We start from the raw sequence: 17,284 nt of genomic DNA, 5'->3' as shown, positions 1-17,284 counted from the left end.
GGTGTTCAGCTCCTCATGATGAAGGGGTCGGCGATGGGGGACTCGTCGGTGTTGATCCAGATGCTCTTGAGCCTGGTGTACTCACGGATGCTCTCGATGCCGTGCTCGACGCCGACGCCGCTGGCCTTGAAACCTTCGCGCGGGGACGCCGGGGACATGGCACGGTACGTGTTGACCCAGACCGTTCCCGCCTCCAGGCGGCTTGCCATCCGGTGCGCCCTGGCCAGGTTGGTGGTCCAGACGCCGGCGGCCAGTCCGTACGTGGTGTCGTTGGCGAGCCGGAGCACCTCTTCCTCCGTTTCGAAGGGCATGATGGCCGCGACCGGCCCGAAGATCTCCTCCCGGACCACGCGCATGGAATTGTCGACGTCGGTCAGTACGGTGGGCTCGAAGAAGTAGCCGCCGAGGGGGATACTGGGACGGCCGCCGCCCGTCAGGACGGTGGCGCCTTCCGAGACGCCCAGCTCAACGTAGCTGGCCACCTTGTCGCGCTGGTCCTGGAAAGCCAGCGGGCCGAGCTCGGTGGCGTCGAGGAGCGGATCGCCAATCACGATGCTGCGGGCACGGTTGGCGACGCGTTCCAGTAGTTCGTCATAGACGGACTTGTGCGCAAAGACGCGGCTTCCCGCGATGCAGGTCTGGCCTGCGGCGGCGAAAATGCCGGCCACAACACCCATTGACGCGTTCGTGATGTCGGCGTCACCAAAGACTATGTTCGGTGACTTGCCGCCCAGCTCCAGGGTGGAGCCGATGAAGCGGGATGCCGTGGAAGCGGCAATCCGGGCGCCGGTGTTTGTGCTGCCGGTAAACGAGATCTTGGCCAGCCGCGCGTCATCCACCAGGGCCGCGCCGGCTTCTGCGCCGAAGCCGGTGACCACGTTGATCACACCGGGCGGGAATCCGGCTTCGTCGGCCAGCGCAGCCAGCCGCAGCACAGTGGCCGAGGTGTATTCGGAGGGTTTAATGACGATGGTGTTGCCGGCTGCAAGTGCTGGCGCGAGCTTGCTGGTGGTCAGCGTCAGGGGGGAGTTCCACGGCGTGATGGCACCCACCACGCCCAGCGGTTCCCGGAGCGTGTAGTTCAGGATGGCCGGCGTAGACGCGGGGATGGTGTCGCCCTGGATCTTGTCGGCCAGCCCGGCATAGTAGTAGTAATACTCGGGCATGGACGCAAGCTGCGCCCGCATCTCCCGGAGGAGCTTGCCGTTGTCCTGGCTTTCCATTCGGGCGAGCTCATCGGCATGCTCACCAACGAGGTCACCGAGACGGCGGAGCAGGTGCCCGCGCTTGGTCTGGCTGAGGTTCCGCCAGCTGGGATTTTCGAAGGCTGCGGACGCCGCCGAGACGGCACGTTCGACGTCGGCTGCGTTACCCCGCGCGGCCTGGTACAGCACGTCCAGGGTCGCGGGGTTGGTGCTGTCGAAGTATTCACCGGATGACGGCGGAACAAATTCTCCGTTGATGAAGTGCTCGTAGCGGCGATCAGTGGACATGTGAGTGCTCCTTGATGAAAGCGGTAAGCGTGTTTGCGAGCTCTTGGGGACGTTCCACCGGCATCATGTGGCGGGTGCCGCCGATGACGGACTTGGTGCAGCCGGGGATCGCCGCGGCCAGCCGGGCGCTCATCTCAGGCGTCGATCCCGGGTCCAGCTCGCCGGTCACGGCATGGGAAGGAACGGTGATCAGGGGGAGTTCGGCAGCGATTTCCGCGTCTGCGGTGGCGAACACGCGGTAGCAGGCCAGGAAGGACTTCGGATCATTACCCAGCAGGATTTCCCGCGTCGCTTCGACCAGCTCCGCCGGGACGGCGGACCCTTCCGGATACCAGCGGCGGATTGACGCCTCCACTGTTGCCGGAAAATCAGATTCCGCCGAGGCCAACCGGACCATGACAGCGGCGTGCTCCTCGGAGGTGCGTGCGCACACCGAGGCGACCGACACCAGGCTGGCAACCAGGTCAGGCCTGAACCTGGCCAGGTGCTGGGCCACGAGGGCACCAAGCGAGAACCCCACCAGGTGCGTATTCGGCTCGAGTTGTTCGGCGACGTCCGCCGCGAGCTGGGCAAGCGTCAGTCCTTCGGGAGCCTGCGGCCGGCGTCCGTGCCCCAGGAGTTCAAGGATCTGGACGTCGTATTCCGGCTCAAGGAACTCGCGAAGGGGCCCCCACATCGACCCGTCAAGGCCGACGCCGTGGATGAGAGCTATACGTTCGCGGCTCACGGCGGCTGGCACCTACTTCGTTTCGGTGGCGAACGCTGCCAGGCGCTGCTGCGGCCGTCCCTGGGCAGCCGCGGCGAGGGCGATCACGATTTCGTCGGCGTGCGGTGCGTCGTTGATCCTCACCTCGATGCTCTGGTGGTGGGAGCGGATGGTGGCGTCGGTGATGTGCTTGAGCGGGATGTCGAAGACAACACCGGCCGGGCCGCGCTTTTCCACTGCCGGCAAGAGCGTGGTGGCGTTGGCGGCGTCGCGGAAGTGGTTTCCGAAGGCCAGGGTGTGGATGAGCCCGGAACCGTGCTCAATTTCGCCGTTCAGCCCCACGATGGCGGCCTTGCCGTATGCCTCTGCCGGGGACCCGAGGGCTTCGAGTACGCGGGGGGCCAGCAGCGCGCCGATGTCGGAGGCGTTGCCGTCGATGCCGGTGGAGAGGTCCTCTACGAAGCCCTGGCCTGCCCACGGATTCTTGACGATGGCTGCGACGACGGCGACCCGTGCGGCCGGGCTGACCTCCCGGCCTCCTTCGATGAGGACGTCTTCGGTCAGGGTGACGATCTTACGGATGCTCATGAAACAAGTTCTCCTAGTGTGTCTGCTTTGACGATGGGGTCGGTGAGTCGGTCACCGATGCGGGAGTGCGGGCGTGGTCCGGTGGATGCACCGAGGACGACGACGATCTCACCCGGGCGGGGTGCGTCACCGATGCGTGTGGTGATGGTTTGGTAGTGGGTCCGTGTTGCTGCCGCGCTCTTGTGCCAGAGGGGCACGACGAGCGAGGCGCCGGCGTCGGCCCGGTCATCGGCGAAGCAGATGATGGACTCACCCTCGAAGTACTCGCGGACGAGGTTGCCGAAGAACGGTGTGTGGATGAGCGCAGCGCCGTGCTCGATTTCACCGTCGGTGCCCACAATCGCAGCCTTGCCGAAGGCCTGGATTGCGTCCACTCCGCCGAGGTTGGCCGCAAGCACGTCGGTGAGTTTGCGCGCCAGCACCGGGGCCAGCTGGACCACTTCGTCGTTGAGGTCATCGGTCGCGTTGCCACCCAGCCAGGGGTTGGTGACCACGGCCGCGGCCGTTGCGCGGATTGCCGGAACGGCGGGGGAGGTGTCGTTTTCGAGCAGGATCTCCTCGGCGTAGTACACGATCTTGCGGATGCCGAACCCTTGGTCGCTCATCATTGGGGTCCTTCAATCATGGAGAAGCGCATGGCTTCCTTTCGTGGTGGTCGGTTCAGCTCCGGCGGTCCTGCGCCGGATCGGTCAGAGCCTCTCGCGATGAGGCGTGAACGTGGTTCCTCATGGCGGATTCGGCCCCGAAGGGGTCTTTATGCTCGATCATGTCCAGGACGGCGCGGTGTTCCCGGGTGGAGGCTTCGAGCCTGCCCGGATGCTCAACCGTGCGCAGGACCAGCCGCTGGTAGGCGAGCTGGTTCATGAGCCGCTCGTAGTGCTCAACAAGCTTGTGGTTATCCGAGCCTCGAACGATCGTCCAGTGGAACTCGTGCACGAGCCGGGCATAGGCATCGGTGTCGTGGGTGAGCGCAGCCATTTCGGACTCCTCGAGGTTCCGCCGCAGGACGGACAGCTCCTTCACCTCCCCGCGGCGGGCCAGCAGGGACGCCGCGAGACCCTCGAGGGACTCCTTGAGTTGGAACAGCTCGATGATCTCCCTGCGGGTGGGCTCCCGCACGAAGGTGCCAACCTTCGGGCGGATCTCCACCAGTCCTTCGTGCTGGAGCTGCTTAAGTGCTTCACGGATCGGGGTCCGGCTCACGTCGAACTCCTGGGCGAGGAACGCCTCCGGGACCACTGCGCCCGGGGGGAAGTCGCCTCCCAGGACGAGGCGGCGGATCCGATCCAGGAGCCCGTCCCGGTCAGCTGCTTCCCTGACTACTTCCAGATCATCTTGCATACATGAAAGCCTATGTTGCATGCATCAGAAGCGTCAACAGTTTGCGTGCTCTTTTCTAAAAGTCTTGATTTTTAGGGTATTTCGGCGGATCTCTATATTCCTCTTGACCTGACGTTGTGAGCTGGATTACCGTCATTGGTATGCAACAGACCTTGGAACCGCTCATCACATCGGCTTGGCTCGCGGCCTGGGACAAGGGAGACCTTGATGCCCTGGATGGCCTCGTGGCCGCCGGCTACACGCGTACCAGCAAGGCGACGGGTGCAACTGTCGACCTCGCTGGCCTCAAGTCAGAGATCGCCGCGGTACGGGAAGCTTTCCCCGACCTGCGCACCACGGTCGATGACGTCGTCGAAGGGGACGGCACCGTCGCCGTCTTCTGGACCTCCACCGGCACGCACACCCATGAATACCTTGGGGTTCCGGCAACCGGACTCACCGTTCAGACCCGGGGTTCGAACATCCTGGTCCTCGAAGACGGCAGGATCGTCAGGGAATCAGTGACCTGGGACGGCAGCGAACTGCTCGCCGGCCTCGGGATCCGGCCCCTGCGCGGCATCGCCGCACCCGCCGTTTCCGACGGCGACGACTTCCCGGAACTGAACCCGGACCTGATGAAGGCCTTCAACCGGCAGTTCATCACCGGAGTTACCGTCGTGACCACCAAGGAAGGCGAAACCCCCAAGGGGCTGGCAGCCAACTCCTACTGTTCGGTCTCGCTCGAACCGCCGCTGGTGCTGGTGTGCGTCCAGAAGACCTCCAGCACCTACCCTGCGCTCTTCTCCTCGAGCCACCTCGGCATCAACATCCTGGGGACCGAGCAGCTGGACACGGTGAAGGTTTTCGCCTCGAAGGCCGCGGACAAGTTCGCCGAACTCGATTGGCATGAAGGGCCCAAGGGAAGCCCGCTCCTTGACGGCTCTGCCGCGTCCCTCGAAGCCGAAATCCAGGAACGTTTCCAGGCCAAGACCCACACGGTCTTCATCTGCCGGGTCCGCCACGCGGAAACCAGCAGCACGGCACCGATGGTCTACAAGTCCGGTCAGTTCTTCGACGGCGCCGAACTCGCCCAACTGTAAAGTTCCGGCGCGGCTGACCACCCTCCGACAGGAAACCAGCCGCGCCGACCCAATCTGCTCTCAAGCAGCGCACCTAGGTGCGCATCCCACATTAGGACAAAAATGAGCCCAGACACCATGAGCGCCGCCGAAAACAGCGTCGCCGAAGACCGCGGCTACCGCGACAGCCTCACCAAAATCGAGCCCTACGGCATCGAGCACATCCCCGACGTCGAACGCCACGGAAAGCCCCGCTCCCAGTTCTTCCTCTGGTTCGCCGCGGGAATGAACTTCCCCATCGTCGTCCTCGGCTTTAGCGCCACCTACTTCGGCCTTCCCTTCTGGGCTGCGGTCCTGGCGATCGTCCTCGCCGGCGTGACCTCCTCGGCGGGAATGGGATACCTGTCGGCCATGGGAGTCCGGCTGGGCGTACCCCAGCAGATGCAGGGCCGGGGACCGCTAGGTTTCATCGGCAATCTGTTCCCGGTGGCCTACGTTAACGTGTTCGCCGGCATCGGCTGGGCCGCCGTGACCGTCATCCTCGGCGGCCAGGCCATCGCACTGCTCACCGATATTCCGTTCTGGGTCTCATCCCTGATCCTCATGGTCATCCAGCTCGGCGTGGCCGTCATCGGCTACAACCTGATCCACTTCCTGCAGCGCATCCTGTCGTTCGTTTTGGTTGTCGGCTTCGTCTTCATCACCATCGTGGCAGCGGCCAACGGCAAAGTCGTCAACACCCCCAATGAGTCCGCCCCGGGCTTTGATGGCATCGGCGGATGGATCATCTTCTTCGGTTGGTTCTTCTCCTTCATCGTGGCCTGGATGCCGTTCGCGTCCGACTACTCCCGTTACCTGCCCAACACCCCCGGCAACCGCCGGGGCGCCGGCTGGGCCACCATGTCCGGGAACTTCGTCACCCTCGTCTGGATGGGAATCCTGGGCACCCTCCTCGGATCGACCACCACCGCGTCCGACAGCATCGGTGCGCTCAAGGAGCTCATGGGCCCCTGGGCCGCCGTCGGCCTCGGCGTCGTCGCCCTGTCCTCCTTCACGCAGAACTTCCTGAACGTCTACGGCGGTGCCATCTCCATCCAGACCATGGGCGTCCCCGTTAAGCGCCACACTGCTGTCGTGTTCATCTGCGTGGCCTCCTACTTCGTGGCTTTGTGGGGCCAGACCGGGTTCAACAGCGGCTTCACCGCCTTCCTCAACCTGACTGCCTACTGCATCGCCCCGTACGTGGCCGTCCTCGTGTGCGACTACCTCTTCGGAGGCAGGCGCACCGAGCGGGGCCTGCGCGAACTGTTCGACAAGGGCCGGAAGTTCGAATGGGGCTTCGTGGCCTGGGCTGCCGGCGTCGCACTCTCCTCCCCGTTCTGGATGTCCTCGATCTACACCGGCCCCATCGCCGCGGCCTTCCCGCAGATCGGTGACCTCTCCTACTACGTGGGTGCCGCCGTTGCAGCGGGCGTCTACTTCGCCACCCACCGGCGCCAGCGTCTCTCCGGACAGGAAATGCTCGACCGCAGCCCCGCTGCCCAGACCCTGTGAAGCAGGCAGGCCCCGGCTCCCGGCCGGACGGCGCCACGCTGGTGGTGATCGACATGCAGCGCGCGTTCCGCGACGAGGGCCAGTGGCAGGTGCCCCGCTACCGCGAGATCGTGCCGGTGATCAGCCAGCTGCAGCAGGCTCTCGGCTCCGGTAGCGTGTTCACCCGGTTCATCCGGGACGAAGCGGAAACGGGAGCCTGGGCCGCCTACTACCGGCGCTGGGATGGGATGCGGTTCCCGTCCGGCTCCGAGGCCTGGGACATCACTCTGGATGTCCCAGGCGAGGCGATCGTGCTCGATGCCCCGACATTCTCGAAGTGGGGACCGGATCTCGCGGCGCTGGTGCCGGAAGGCGCGGAAATGGTGCTCGTCGGGGTAGCGACGGACTGCTGTGTCCTGTCCACTGCCCTCGGCGCCGTCGACGCCGGCCGCTTCGTTACCGTCGTTTCCGATGCCTGCGCCGCGGTGAGCGACGAAGCCCAGCAGCAGACCCTGGCCCTCCTAAAACTGCTCTCGCCCATGTGCGAAGTGGTCACCAGCGAGGAACTCCTCGCCCGGTGAGCACCGCAACACTGCAAGGGCCGAGGGCTGACTGCATCACGGCCCGCCCGCCCCGCCCCGTGGTGGCCGTAGTGGTTGAGTGGCGCGGACGGATTGCACTCTTCAAACGGAGCCAGTCCGTCGGACACGAGGGTGGCCTCTGGCACTGCATCACCGGGTACCTCGAGCCGGGCGTCTCTCCCCGGCAGCAGGCATTGGTTGAGCTTGAAGATGAGGCGGGACTGACGCTCCAGGACCTGGCCGGCTTTGAGTCCAGGGATCCGCTGTTGATTTCCGACGACGGCGGCAACCCCTGGGTGGTGCACACGTTCACCGCGGTCAGCAAACGGCGCCGGCTGGTGATCAACGACGAGCACGACACATACCGCTGGACCGTTCCCTCCAAGATCAGCCGCTTCTCCAACCGGGTTCCGTGGCTGGACAACGTCCTCCAGGGAACATTGCCGGACGCATCCCGGGAAACCGAACATGACCTATGCATAGTAAGGAGCCCGATGTGGCTGAAGGATACATTGTGACCACCGAACACGAGACCGGACTGCTGGCGTCAGTGCCTACCGGGCTGCTGATCAATGGCGAATGGCGTGACGCTTCCGGCGGAGGCACGTTCGACGTCGAGGACCCGGCCACCGGCAAGGTCCTGGCAACGCTGGCCTCGGCCACCAGCGAGGACGCTCTCGCCGCGCTTGACGCAGCGGACGCCGTCCAGGCGTCCTGGGCGCGGACCGCTCCGCGTGAAAGAGCCGAGACCCTGCGCCGTGCCTTCGAACTGGTGACCCAACGCGCCGAGGACTTCGCCCTGCTGATGACCCTCGAGATGGGCAAACCGCTGGCCGAGGCGCGGGGCGAGGTTGCGTACGCGGCCGAGTTCCTGCGCTGGTTTTCGGAAGAGGCGGTGCGTGATTACGGCCGCTACCTGACCACCCCAGAGGGCAAGAACAAGATCCTGGTGCAGCACAAGCCGGTGGGGCCGTGCCTGCTGATCACGCCGTGGAACTTCCCGCTGGCGATGGCCACCCGCAAGGTTGCACCCGCAGTGGCGGCCGGATGCACCATGGTGCTTAAAGCGGCAAAGCTCACGCCGCTGACGTCACAGCTTTTCGCGCAGGTGATGATGGAAGCGGGCCTGCCGGCCGGTGTGCTGAACGTCGTCTCGTCGTCGTCGGCTTCGTCCATCTCCGGGCCGCTGCTGAAGGATGCCCGGCTGCGGAAGATTTCCTTTACGGGCTCGACGCCGGTGGGCAAGCAGTTGATCGCCGAGGCGTCCCAGAACGTGCTGCGCACGTCCATGGAGCTCGGCGGCAACGCGCCCTTCATCGTGTTCGAGGACGCCAATCTGGACAAGGCAGTGCAAGGGGCGATGGCGGCGAAGATGCGGAACATGGGCGAGGCCTGCACCGCCGCCAACCGGTTCCTCGTGCACGAGTCGGTGGCGGAGGAGTTCACGGCCAAGTTCGCCGAGGCGATGAAAGCACTTCGCCCCGGCCGTGGCACCGAGGATGGAGTCACAGTGGGCCCGCTGATCGATGGCGGCGCGCGCAAGGACGTGCACGCCCTGGTGGAGGATGCCGTGACCGCCGGTGCAACGGTGGTCACCGGCGGCGCGCCTGTGGATGGCCCCGGCTACTTCTACCAGCCCACCGTCCTGGCCGGCGTTTCCAACACCGCGGAGATCCTTCGGACCGAGATCTTCGGTCCGGTCGCCCCGATCACCACTTTCAGCACCGAGGAACAGGCCATCGCCATGGCCAATTCCACCGAGTACGGCCTGGCCGCCTACCTCTACTCGTCTGACTTCAACCGTCTCGTGCGTGTGTCCGAGCAGATTGAGTTCGGCATGGTCGGCTTCAACGCTGGCGTCATTTCCAATGCCGCGGCGCCCTTCGGCGGGGTGAAACAATCCGGCTTGGGGCGTGAAGGCGGGTCCGAAGGCATCGCCGAATACACCACCACGCAGTACCTCGGCATCGCTGACCCCTACGCCTAGATCTGAGCGGGCCCTAGGAAGTGCCTCCTACACCAGCGGCCACGGGTATCGCATGCCGGTATGGTCCACCGGCAGCACCGGCTCTAGCAGCAGGCGCCGGACGCGGCGCTGCAGTGCGGTGACCTCCGAGCCGTCGAGGAGTTCCGCCACCTCCACGGGCACGGCCTCGGCAAGCGGAGCGATGTCCTCGAGCAGGGCCTCGGGGACGGGGTCGCCCGCGAAGTCCCAGATTACTGTGCGCAGTTTGAAGATTGCCGAGAAGCACAGCCCGTGGTCGATGCCCCACACCCGCCCGTCGTCGCCACGCAGCACGTGACCGCTTTTGCGGTCCGTGTTGTTGGCGACGTAATCGAACAGTGCGATCCGCGCCAGGTCGCTGTGCGTCTCCGGGGCATCGGCGTACAGGGTGAAGTAATGCTCGCTGAAGTCGCAGTCGATGAACCACTGCAGCGACCCGATCCCCAACGGCGCTTCATCCCGGATCACCGTCGTCGGCACGATGCCCCAGCCAAGGGACTCGCTGAGCAGGTACGCCGCGCGTTCCCGGCGATACAGTCCGGGCTCGAAATCTGACAGCGGCCGCTCGCCGGCTTCCGGCTTGTAGACCGCAAAGCCGGAGTCGTCCCCGCCGGAAATCTCTACGAGGAACGTCTCGTTGCTGCTGCGCGGGATGCGTCCGATCAGCTCGACCTGCCCTTCTGCGAGAAGTGTCAGCTCGCGTCCGCACGCAGCCATGTCACGCCCTCAGCCCGCTCAGCGGCTCCGAATTCGAATTCACCATGTGCACGGCAGGCGCCTGACCGTCCGCGTATGAGATGGCAGAGACCGACCCCGGGCTGATGACAATCCGCTGGAAATGGTCAAGATCCGTGCCCAGGGCGTGGGCCACTGCCGCCTTGATCGGGTCGGCGTGCGAAAAACAGACGACGACGCCCCCGGCGTGCGCTGTCCCCAGTCCCTCGAGCGCGCTGACGATCCGCGCCTGCATCTCCGTGAAGCTCTCACCGCTGGGAAAGCGGAAGGCCGAGGGGTTGTGCTGCACCGTCTGCCATTCCGGCAGGCCGGACAGCTCGGCGAGGGCGACGCCGGTCCACTCGCCGAAGTCGCATTCGATCAGGCCGGGCTCCCGGCGCACCGCCAGTCCAACAGCGACGGCCGTGGGCTCCGCCGTCTCGCAGGTGCGCTCCAGCGGCGAGGAGTAGACGGCGTCGACTTTGAGGCCCGCGAGCCGCTCCGCCACCCGCTCGGCCTGGGCCCGGCCACGGTCGGAAAGATGCAGTCCCGGCGCCCGGCCCGGCAGCACCATGCCCGTGGTGGGCGTCTCCCCGTGGCGCACCAGAAGCAGCAGGGTGCTTTCCGGTTTCGACGGCGGTGATGGCGCCGACGGTGTTTCTGCAATCACAGCAATAAGCGTAGCGGGGGAGCCGCGGAGCGGGAATTGGAGGGAATCTCTCGATTCCCCGCACAGTCGAGGACTACGGTAGAGGGGTGAGTGATCGTCCAGATATCTTCACCGTTGGCGAACTGCGTGCATCCGGCCACGTCCACAAGGACCTGCGCCACGAAATCCGCGACAATCTGATCGCGGCGCTCGCGGCGGGCCGTGATCCGTGGCCCGGGCTGTACGGGTTCAGCCGGACCGTCCTGCCCCAGCTTGAGCGTGCCCTGATCGCCGGCCACGACGTCGTCCTGCTCGGCGAACGCGGGCAGGGCAAGACCCGGCTGCTCCGCACCCTGGCCGGGCTGCTGGACGAGTGGTCGCCGGTGATCGAGGACTCGGAACTCAACGAGCACCCGTACGAACCGATCACCGAGCAGTCCCGCGCCCGTGCCCTCACCGAGGGGGACCGGATGCGGGTGGCCTGGCGCCACCGCTCAGAGCGGTACGTCGAAAAGCTCGCGACGCCGGACACTTCCGTGGCCGACCTCATCGGCGACGTCGACCCGATGCGGGTTGCCGAGGGCCGCCGGCTCGGGGACCCGGAAACCATCCACTACGGCCTGGTCCCGCGCTCCAACCGCGGGATCATAGCCATCAACGAGCTGCCCGACCTCGCCGAGCGCATCCAGGTCTCGATGCTCAACGTGATGGAGGAGCGCGACATCCAGATCCGTGGGTACGTGCTGCGGCTGCCGCTGGACGTACTCGTCGTCGCGTCCGCCAACCCCGAGGACTACACCAACCGCGGCCGGATCATCACGCCCCTGAAGGACCGCTTCGGCGCGGAGATCCGCACGCACTACCCGATCGAGCTGGACGACGAAGTTTCCGTCATCCGGCAGGAGGGGAAGCTGGTGGCCGACGTCCCGCCCGTCATCCTCGAGATCCTGGCCCGCTATACCCGGGCGCTCCGGCAGTCCCGGGCCATCAACCAGACCTCCGGCGTTTCCGCCCGCTTCGGCATCGCGGGCGCCGAAACCGTCGCGGCAGCGGCCCTGCGCCGGGCCAGCGTGCGCGGTGAGGACGAGGCCGTCGCGCGGATCATCGACCTGGAGACCGCCGTGGAAGTCCTCACCGGCAAGATCGAGTTTGAGTCGGGCGAGGAGGGGCGTGAACAGGGCATCCTCGACCACCTGCTGCGCACAGCCACGGCTGAAGCCGTGCGGGCGCATTTCAAGGGGATCGAGATGGGCCCGCTCGTGGCCGCCCTCGACGGCCACACCACAGTGACCACCGGGGACCAGGTCACGGCGCGGGAGTTCCTGCAGAACCTCCCGTCCCTCAACGGATCCGGAAACGGATCAAGTCTCTACGACAAAATCAGTGAGCGCCTGGGCGCGAAAAATGACGGTCAGCGCGCCGCCGCCGTCGAACTTGCGCTGGAAGGCCTGTACCTCGCCCGGCGGATCTCCAAGGAGTCCGACGACGAGGCAACGGTTTACGGCTAAGTACAGTTTCTGCTCGGTACAGGAGGCATCATGACCCTGCACAACCGGTCCAGGTACGGCCGGTACGCCGGAGGTCCGGATCCGCTGGCCCCGCCGGTGGACCTGGCGGAGGCGCTGGAGGCCATCGCCGAGGACGTCATGGAAGGCTACTCGCCCCGGCATGCCCTGCAGGAGTTCCTCCGGCGCGGCGGCCGGAACCGCGACGGGCTCGACAACCTGGCCCGCCGCGTCCAGCAACGGCGGAGTGAACTGCTGGGCCGCCATAAGCTGGACGGCACCCTCAGCGAGGTCAGGAAGTTGCTGGACACCGCGGTGCTGGAGGAGCGCAAGCAGCTGGCCCGCGACGCCATGATGGACAACAACGACCGCGCCTTCCGCGAGATGCAGCTGCAGAACCTGCCCCAGTCCACGGCAGCAGCGGTCAACGAGCTCGCGTCCTACGACTGGCAGTCGAGCAGCGCCCGGGAAGCCTTCGAAAGGATCAAGGACCTGCTCGGCCGTGAAGTCCTAGACCAGCGGTTTGCCGGCATGAAGCAGGCGCTCGAGAACGCCACCGACGAGGACCGCGAAGCCGTGAGCGAGATGCTGCGCGACCTCAACGGGCTGCTCGGCAAGCACCGCCACGGCGAGGACACCGACGCCGATTTCCGGGAGTTCATGGCCAAGCACGGCCACTACTTTCCGGAGAATCCGCAGTCCGTTGAGGAGCTGGTGGACGCCCTCGCCAAGCGTGCCGCCGCGGCCCAGCGGATGCTGCAATCGATGTCCCCGGAGCAGCGCGAGGAGCTGATGCGGCTGTCCGCCCAGGCCTTCGGCTCGGCCGACCTCATGGCACAGCTCAACCAGCTCGACGACAGCCTGCGCTCCCTGCGGCCCGGTGAGGACTGGAGCGGCTCCGAACGGTTCGGCGGCCAGGAGGGACTTGGGCTGGGTGACGGCACCGGTGTGCTGCAGGACATCGCCGAACTCGATGAGCTGTCCGAACAGCTCTCCCAGCACTACAACGGATCCACCCTCGACGACCTGGACCTGGACGCCCTGGCCCGCCAGCTCGGGCAGAACGCCGCCGTGACGGCGCGCACCCTTGCTGACATCGAGCGCGCGATGCAGGACGGCGGATACCTGCGGCGCGGGGCCGACGGCGACCTCCGGCTGTCGCCCCAGGCCATGCGGCGGCTTGGGAAGTCGCTGCTGCGGGACACCGCCAAGCAGCTGTCGGGCCGGCAGGGGCGCCGGGACACGCGCGTCGCCGGGGCTGCCGGCGAGCAGACCGGCTCCAGCCGGCAGTGGGAGTTCGGCGACGCCGAGCCGTGGGACGTCACCAGCACCATAACCAATGCCATCCGGCGCACCACGGCCGGCGGCGGTGATCCGGGCGGCGGACTGCGCCTGGCGGTGGGGGACATCGAGGTGTCGGAAACGGAGGCCCGCACCCAGGCCGCCGTCGTCCTGCTCGCGGACGTGTCGTTCTCGATGGCGGCCGAGGGGCGGTGGGTGCCCATGAAGCGCACGGCGCTTGCCCTGCACCACCTCGTATCCACCCGGTTCCGCGGGGACCGGCTGCAGCTGATCACGTTCGGCCGCTACGCGCAGTCGATGGACATCGGCGAGCTCACGGCCCTGCCGGCGTTTCGCGAGCAGGGCACCAACCTGCACCACGGCCTGCTGCTGGCTGGCCGGTTCTTCCGGCAGCACCCGTCCATGCAGCCCGTCCTGCTCGTGGTGACCGACGGCGAGCCCACAGCCCATTTGCTGGGCGACGGTGAGTCGTGGTTCTGCTGGCCGCCGGATCCGGAGACCATCCGCGTCACGGTCGCCGAGCTGGACCGGCTTGGGCGTGCGGGCACGCAGGCCACGTTCTTCCGGCTCGGCGACGACCCGGGCCTTGAACGGTTCGTCCGGCGGCTGGCCCGGCGGGTCGACGGCCGGGTGGTGGCCCCGGATACCGGCGATCTCGGCGCCGCAGTTGTGGGGGAGTACCTCCGTGCCCACTTCCGCGGCCGTGCTTACGACGACGACTGGGCCGCCGGGATTTAGCCCCCGCTTTGGGATTTAGCTCAGGCGGCTGCCAGCACAGGGGCGGCGACCGGGAGGGTTACCAGTTTCGGCGCTGCGATCTTCGGCGCCAGGATGCTGAACCGGTAGTTGCGCTGCAGCGGATCAACCTGCACCGGAAGGTGGTGGGAGCGGGCGCAGCCGCGGAGTTCCTCCATGGCCTGGGGTTCCACCTCGGCCAGGGTCATATCCAGTTCCAGTGCCAGCCCCGGGACCAGCGCGTCGGCGCGCTTCATCACGTCGTACAGGCCCTGGATGCTTTGGACAGTCACGTGACCCTGGGTCTTGACCTGGGCCTTGGCGCCGTCGAGGTCAACGCTGACCAGCACCCGCAGCTTCTCGTTCACTAATTTTCTCCCCAATTTAGAAAGGGCCACCACGCTGTGGCCCCGGACAACCATAGACGAATGTGACGTGGCTAACAAGTCAGGGGTGGAGTTGCTACGTCACCGCCGTGGCGTTGGCCGGCGACCCCGTCGCTCCGGTGATGTTCAGCGGTTTGACGGTGACGAGCGCGTCCCAGGTGCCGCTGGCCTTCATGTGCCGGCTGAGCGGGCCGAGCTGCCAGAGTTCGCCGAGCGGCAGGCCGAGTTTGGCAAGCAACTGCTGGTGCATCATGCCGTGGTCGTTGGATGCCGTGTCCTTGAAGGGACTGGAGGGGACGGGCGGCAGACATTCGACGGCGAAATTGTCCGCGGCGAGCACTGCGAGCTGGTTGGCCCACGCCCAGGCGACGAACTCGGCCGATTGCTCGACGCCGCTGGCCCGTCGGCTGTCGCGCTGGCGGAGCTTGTCCCCGGCGGGGAGCGCGAGGAACCATTCGCACCACCCCGTGTGCAGCATGAGGATGTCGCCGGGCCGGAGGGCAAGGGACTGCGCCTCGACGGCCGCCTGAACCAAGTTGAGGCCAAGAGGTTGCCCGGCCGCATGGTCGATGGGCGTGCCCTGTTCCCGGCAGTATCCATCGAGATCCACCAGCACACCCCGGCCGACGATGGGCTGCTCCGCCCACACCTGGACGCCGAGAGCAGCGGTTCCTTCCCGGATTTCGTCATCGGGCGTGCCGTTGTAGAAGCCGACGTCGTCAGCCCTGCGGTGCCGGAGGCCGTCGATCTGGCTGGAGCCCTGCAGGTAGTACCCGTCGAGGAAGTCGTCCCTGTGGGCGGGGTGCGCCGAGTAGATCGTGTGCCGGGGAGCCCGCCGTTTCAGGGACATCCCGGGGTCGAAGGCGTCGGCGGGGTAGTCGAGGCCGAAGACCGTTCCGGTCCTGACGCAGCCGGCGGCATCCCGGACGGAACCGGGCTGGATGAAGGACGGGGTGCCGCGCCCGGCGTCGGGAAACAGGCCCCAGGAGGTGCCCGAAAGCTGCCCTTCCCGTTCCAGGAGTGCCTCGTAGGAGGGGTAGGCTGTGCCGGAGTCCGTGGACGTCATGGTGTGCGGGCTTCCTGCTGCGGGTTGTTCTGCTGCGCGGGGGTCTTGTAGCTGAGCAGGAATCCGGCGATGGCACAGACGGATGCGGCGATGCACGCCGGGCCCTTGACGGCCTCGTTGAGGACCGCCAGCCAGTCACCCTGCCCGGTGATCAGGGCGAGGGCCTGCCCGGCCACGAAAACGATTCCGGCGATGAGGAGTACCGCGAGGCTGATCACGAAGATGGCGTTGATGGTGTTACGTAACTTGTGCATTTCCACGCTTCCTTAGATCGGCAGGACGCCGACGGCGATCAGCACGCCGATGGCCAGCAGCGGCAGGGCGTAGAGGACGAACAGGCGGGCAAACGTTTTGTACGGATCAACATCGGCGATGCCGCACGCGACGTAAAGCGGAGCGCCGCCGGGCGGCACGGCCGCCTCGCAGGAGGAGAAGACCAGCACAGCGACGGCCGCCGTGGTGGCCGGAACGCCGGCGGCCACCAGCGTGGCCACGCCCACGGTTCCGACGGCGGCCATGGTCGCCGTGGCGGACAGAGGTGCGGCCACGGCGATGACAATGAGTCCGATCAGGATGGCCAGCAGCCACAGCGGCAGGTTGAACTGGTTCAGCAGCGCCGTCATCTGCTTCGGCAGTCCGGTGGCGGCCAGGGCGTTGGCACCGGCAAACGCGAAGACCACGGTGACGCCGACGACGCCGAAGCGCGGCGCGGACTGCTGCAGGAAGTCCCAGTAGGCCTTCCTGCCCCGCGGCAGCCGCTTCCGTCCCAGCATGAGGCCCGTGATGATCAGCACCACGGGGATCCAGACGATGACGCTGACGGACTTGGCCACGTCCGAGCCCGTCCAGTCGGAAAGGGCTTTGGCGATTGCACCAGAGGTGAGGATCAGCGGGACGGCCACCACGGCGAACAGGATCATGGTGGCCCAGCCCTGGGCGAACGCCCGGCGGACGGGCGTCCGGTGCGCCGCATCGAGGGGCGCCATGTCGCTCCTGCGGATCAGCACGTAGGTGACGATCAGGCGGTGCAGGAAGCACCAGAGTCCGCCGAGCAGCAGGGGAAGGACGAGGTCGTTGACCTTTAGCAGCGGGCCGACGGTGGAGGATCCCACGAGGACGAACATCGAGGCGCTGAACGGGAAGGTGATGCCCATGCCTGCGTTGCCTGCCACGAGCGTTGCCGCAGACGGCTTGTCGAGGCGGGACTTTTCCATCCACGGGATGGTCACCGATCCCACGGTCGCGGCGATCGCGGCCTGGTTGTGGACCACGCCGCCCAGGCCGGCCGACGCGACCGTGGAGACCCACGCCGGGCCGCCTTTGACCCCGCCGATCAGGGAGTTCAGCAGGTCGATCAGCCGGTCCAGCACGCCGGTCCGCTCCAGCAGGTAACCCATGAAGACGAACGCCATGGTGGCATAGACGATCTCATCGCTAATGGCGCCGTAGAACGCGTCCCAGCCGACCTGGGCGGCGGCCCCGGTGAACGGAAGGACAACGAGGAACCCGAGGAGCATCGCTTCGCCGACGCTGCGTTTGATGACCGTTGTCCAGAGCAGGATGACAGCCAGATAGGCTCCCAGTGCCCAGATGCCGATCATCGGGCTGCTCCTTCGGGGTGT

General features: G+C 66.5%; 18 protein-coding genes. 7 read left to right on the top strand and 11 right to left on the bottom strand.

Features of this window, described 5'->3' with window-relative positions; all coding sequences use genetic code 11:
- Positions 1–5 precede the first annotated feature (5 nt).
- The 5 genes from CXZ05_RS20180 to CXZ05_RS20160 are packed head-to-tail and all read right to left on the bottom strand — an operon-like array spanning position 6 to position 4,128.
- The gene (locus tag CXZ05_RS20180; RefSeq protein WP_102974237.1) at positions 6–1,493 is read right to left on the bottom strand and encodes an aldehyde dehydrogenase; all 1,488 of its coding nucleotides are present in this window, start codon (positions 1,491–1,493) and stop codon (positions 6–8) included.
- Positions 1,483–2,220: an alpha/beta fold hydrolase gene (locus CXZ05_RS20175; RefSeq protein WP_102974258.1), complete on the bottom strand. Its 738-nt coding sequence runs from the start codon at positions 2,218–2,220 to the stop codon at positions 1,483–1,485. The genes CXZ05_RS20180 and CXZ05_RS20175 overlap by 11 nt, the downstream gene beginning before the upstream one ends.
- A gap of 12 nt (positions 2,221–2,232) precedes the next feature.
- Entirely contained in the window at positions 2,233–2,787 is a 555-nt protein-coding gene (locus CXZ05_RS20170; protein WP_102974236.1) for an amino acid synthesis family protein, read from the bottom strand.
- Positions 2,784–3,395 carry an amino acid synthesis family protein gene (locus CXZ05_RS20165; RefSeq protein ID WP_219726571.1) on the bottom strand — a complete coding sequence of 204 codons (612 nt, stop codon included), beginning with the start codon at positions 3,393–3,395 and terminating at the stop codon, positions 2,784–2,786. Before CXZ05_RS20165 ends, CXZ05_RS20170 begins: the two co-directional genes overlap by 4 nt.
- A 52-nt stretch (positions 3,396–3,447) precedes the next feature.
- Positions 3,448–4,128, bottom strand: coding sequence for a GntR family transcriptional regulator (locus tag CXZ05_RS20160; RefSeq protein WP_102974235.1), 681 nt, complete (start codon positions 4,126–4,128; stop codon positions 3,448–3,450).
- A 140-nt stretch (positions 4,129–4,268) separates the two neighbouring features.
- Here CXZ05_RS20160 and CXZ05_RS20155 point away from each other — a divergent pair, with 140 nt between their 5' ends.
- From CXZ05_RS20155 to CXZ05_RS20135, 5 genes are all read left to right on the top strand, one after another.
- Complete coding sequence (locus CXZ05_RS20155; protein ID WP_102974234.1) at positions 4,269–5,207, top strand: flavin reductase; 939 nt, start codon at positions 4,269–4,271, stop codon at positions 5,205–5,207.
- Between the two features lie 102 nt (positions 5,208–5,309).
- The gene (locus tag CXZ05_RS20150) at positions 5,310–6,740 is read left to right on the top strand and encodes a cytosine permease (protein ID WP_102974233.1); all 1,431 of its coding nucleotides are present in this window, start codon (positions 5,310–5,312) and stop codon (positions 6,738–6,740) included.
- The gene (locus CXZ05_RS20145; protein WP_219726570.1) at positions 6,737–7,300 is read left to right on the top strand and encodes a cysteine hydrolase family protein; all 564 of its coding nucleotides are present in this window, start codon (positions 6,737–6,739) and stop codon (positions 7,298–7,300) included. Before CXZ05_RS20150 ends, CXZ05_RS20145 begins: the two co-directional genes overlap by 4 nt.
- On the top strand, positions 7,297–7,818 hold the full coding sequence (locus CXZ05_RS20140; protein ID WP_180987475.1) for an NUDIX domain-containing protein: 522 nt from the start codon (positions 7,297–7,299) through the stop codon (positions 7,816–7,818). Before CXZ05_RS20145 ends, CXZ05_RS20140 begins: the two co-directional genes overlap by 4 nt.
- Entirely contained in the window at positions 7,776–9,287 is a 1,512-nt protein-coding gene (locus tag CXZ05_RS20135) for an NAD-dependent succinate-semialdehyde dehydrogenase (RefSeq protein ID WP_102974232.1), read from the top strand. Before CXZ05_RS20140 ends, CXZ05_RS20135 begins: the two co-directional genes overlap by 43 nt.
- A gap of 27 nt (positions 9,288–9,314) precedes the next feature.
- Here the strand turns inward: CXZ05_RS20135 and CXZ05_RS20130 are convergent, their stop codons facing one another.
- Positions 9,315–10,022: an SCO1664 family protein gene (locus CXZ05_RS20130; protein ID WP_102974231.1), complete on the bottom strand. Its 708-nt coding sequence runs from the start codon at positions 10,020–10,022 to the stop codon at positions 9,315–9,317.
- 1 nt (position 10,023) lies between these two features.
- Complete coding sequence (locus tag CXZ05_RS20125) at positions 10,024–10,686, bottom strand: MSMEG_4193 family putative phosphomutase (protein WP_102974254.1); 663 nt, start codon at positions 10,684–10,686, stop codon at positions 10,024–10,026.
- Positions 10,687–10,775: 89 nt separating this feature from the next.
- Here CXZ05_RS20125 and CXZ05_RS20120 point away from each other — a divergent pair, with 89 nt between their 5' ends.
- Positions 10,776–12,176: a sigma 54-interacting transcriptional regulator gene (locus tag CXZ05_RS20120; protein ID WP_102974230.1), complete on the top strand. Its 1,401-nt coding sequence runs from the start codon at positions 10,776–10,778 to the stop codon at positions 12,174–12,176.
- A gap of 30 nt (positions 12,177–12,206) precedes the next feature.
- Entirely contained in the window at positions 12,207–14,213 is a 2,007-nt protein-coding gene (locus CXZ05_RS20115) for a VWA domain-containing protein (protein ID WP_102974229.1), read from the top strand.
- A 20-nt stretch (positions 14,214–14,233) separates the two neighbouring features.
- Here the strand turns inward: CXZ05_RS20115 and CXZ05_RS20110 are convergent, their stop codons facing one another.
- The 4 genes from CXZ05_RS20110 to CXZ05_RS20095 all read right to left on the bottom strand — a co-directional run bounded on the left by CXZ05_RS20110 (position 14,234) and on the right by CXZ05_RS20095 (position 17,263).
- On the bottom strand, positions 14,234–14,578 hold the full coding sequence (locus CXZ05_RS20110) for a hypothetical protein (RefSeq protein ID WP_102974228.1): 345 nt from the start codon (positions 14,576–14,578) through the stop codon (positions 14,234–14,236).
- Positions 14,579–14,672: 94 nt separating this feature from the next.
- On the bottom strand, positions 14,673–15,662 hold the full coding sequence (locus CXZ05_RS20105) for a cyclase family protein (RefSeq protein ID WP_102974227.1): 990 nt from the start codon (positions 15,660–15,662) through the stop codon (positions 14,673–14,675).
- Positions 15,659–15,916: a hypothetical protein gene (locus CXZ05_RS20100; protein WP_102974226.1), complete on the bottom strand. Its 258-nt coding sequence runs from the start codon at positions 15,914–15,916 to the stop codon at positions 15,659–15,661. Before CXZ05_RS20100 ends, CXZ05_RS20105 begins: the two co-directional genes overlap by 4 nt.
- 12 nt (positions 15,917–15,928) lie before the next feature.
- Positions 15,929–17,263 (bottom strand): TRAP transporter large permease subunit, encoded by a 1,335-nt coding sequence (locus CXZ05_RS20095; RefSeq protein WP_102974225.1) that lies wholly within the window; start codon positions 17,261–17,263, stop codon positions 15,929–15,931.
- Between the last annotated feature and the right edge of the window lie 21 nt (positions 17,264–17,284).

The organism is Arthrobacter sp. AFG20 (assembly GCF_002892795.1).
GTDB lineage: Bacteria > Actinomycetota > Actinomycetes > Actinomycetales > Micrococcaceae > Arthrobacter.
The sequence above is the reverse complement of the archived record's forward strand: the minus strand, read 5'-3'. Positions and strand labels throughout refer to the sequence as shown.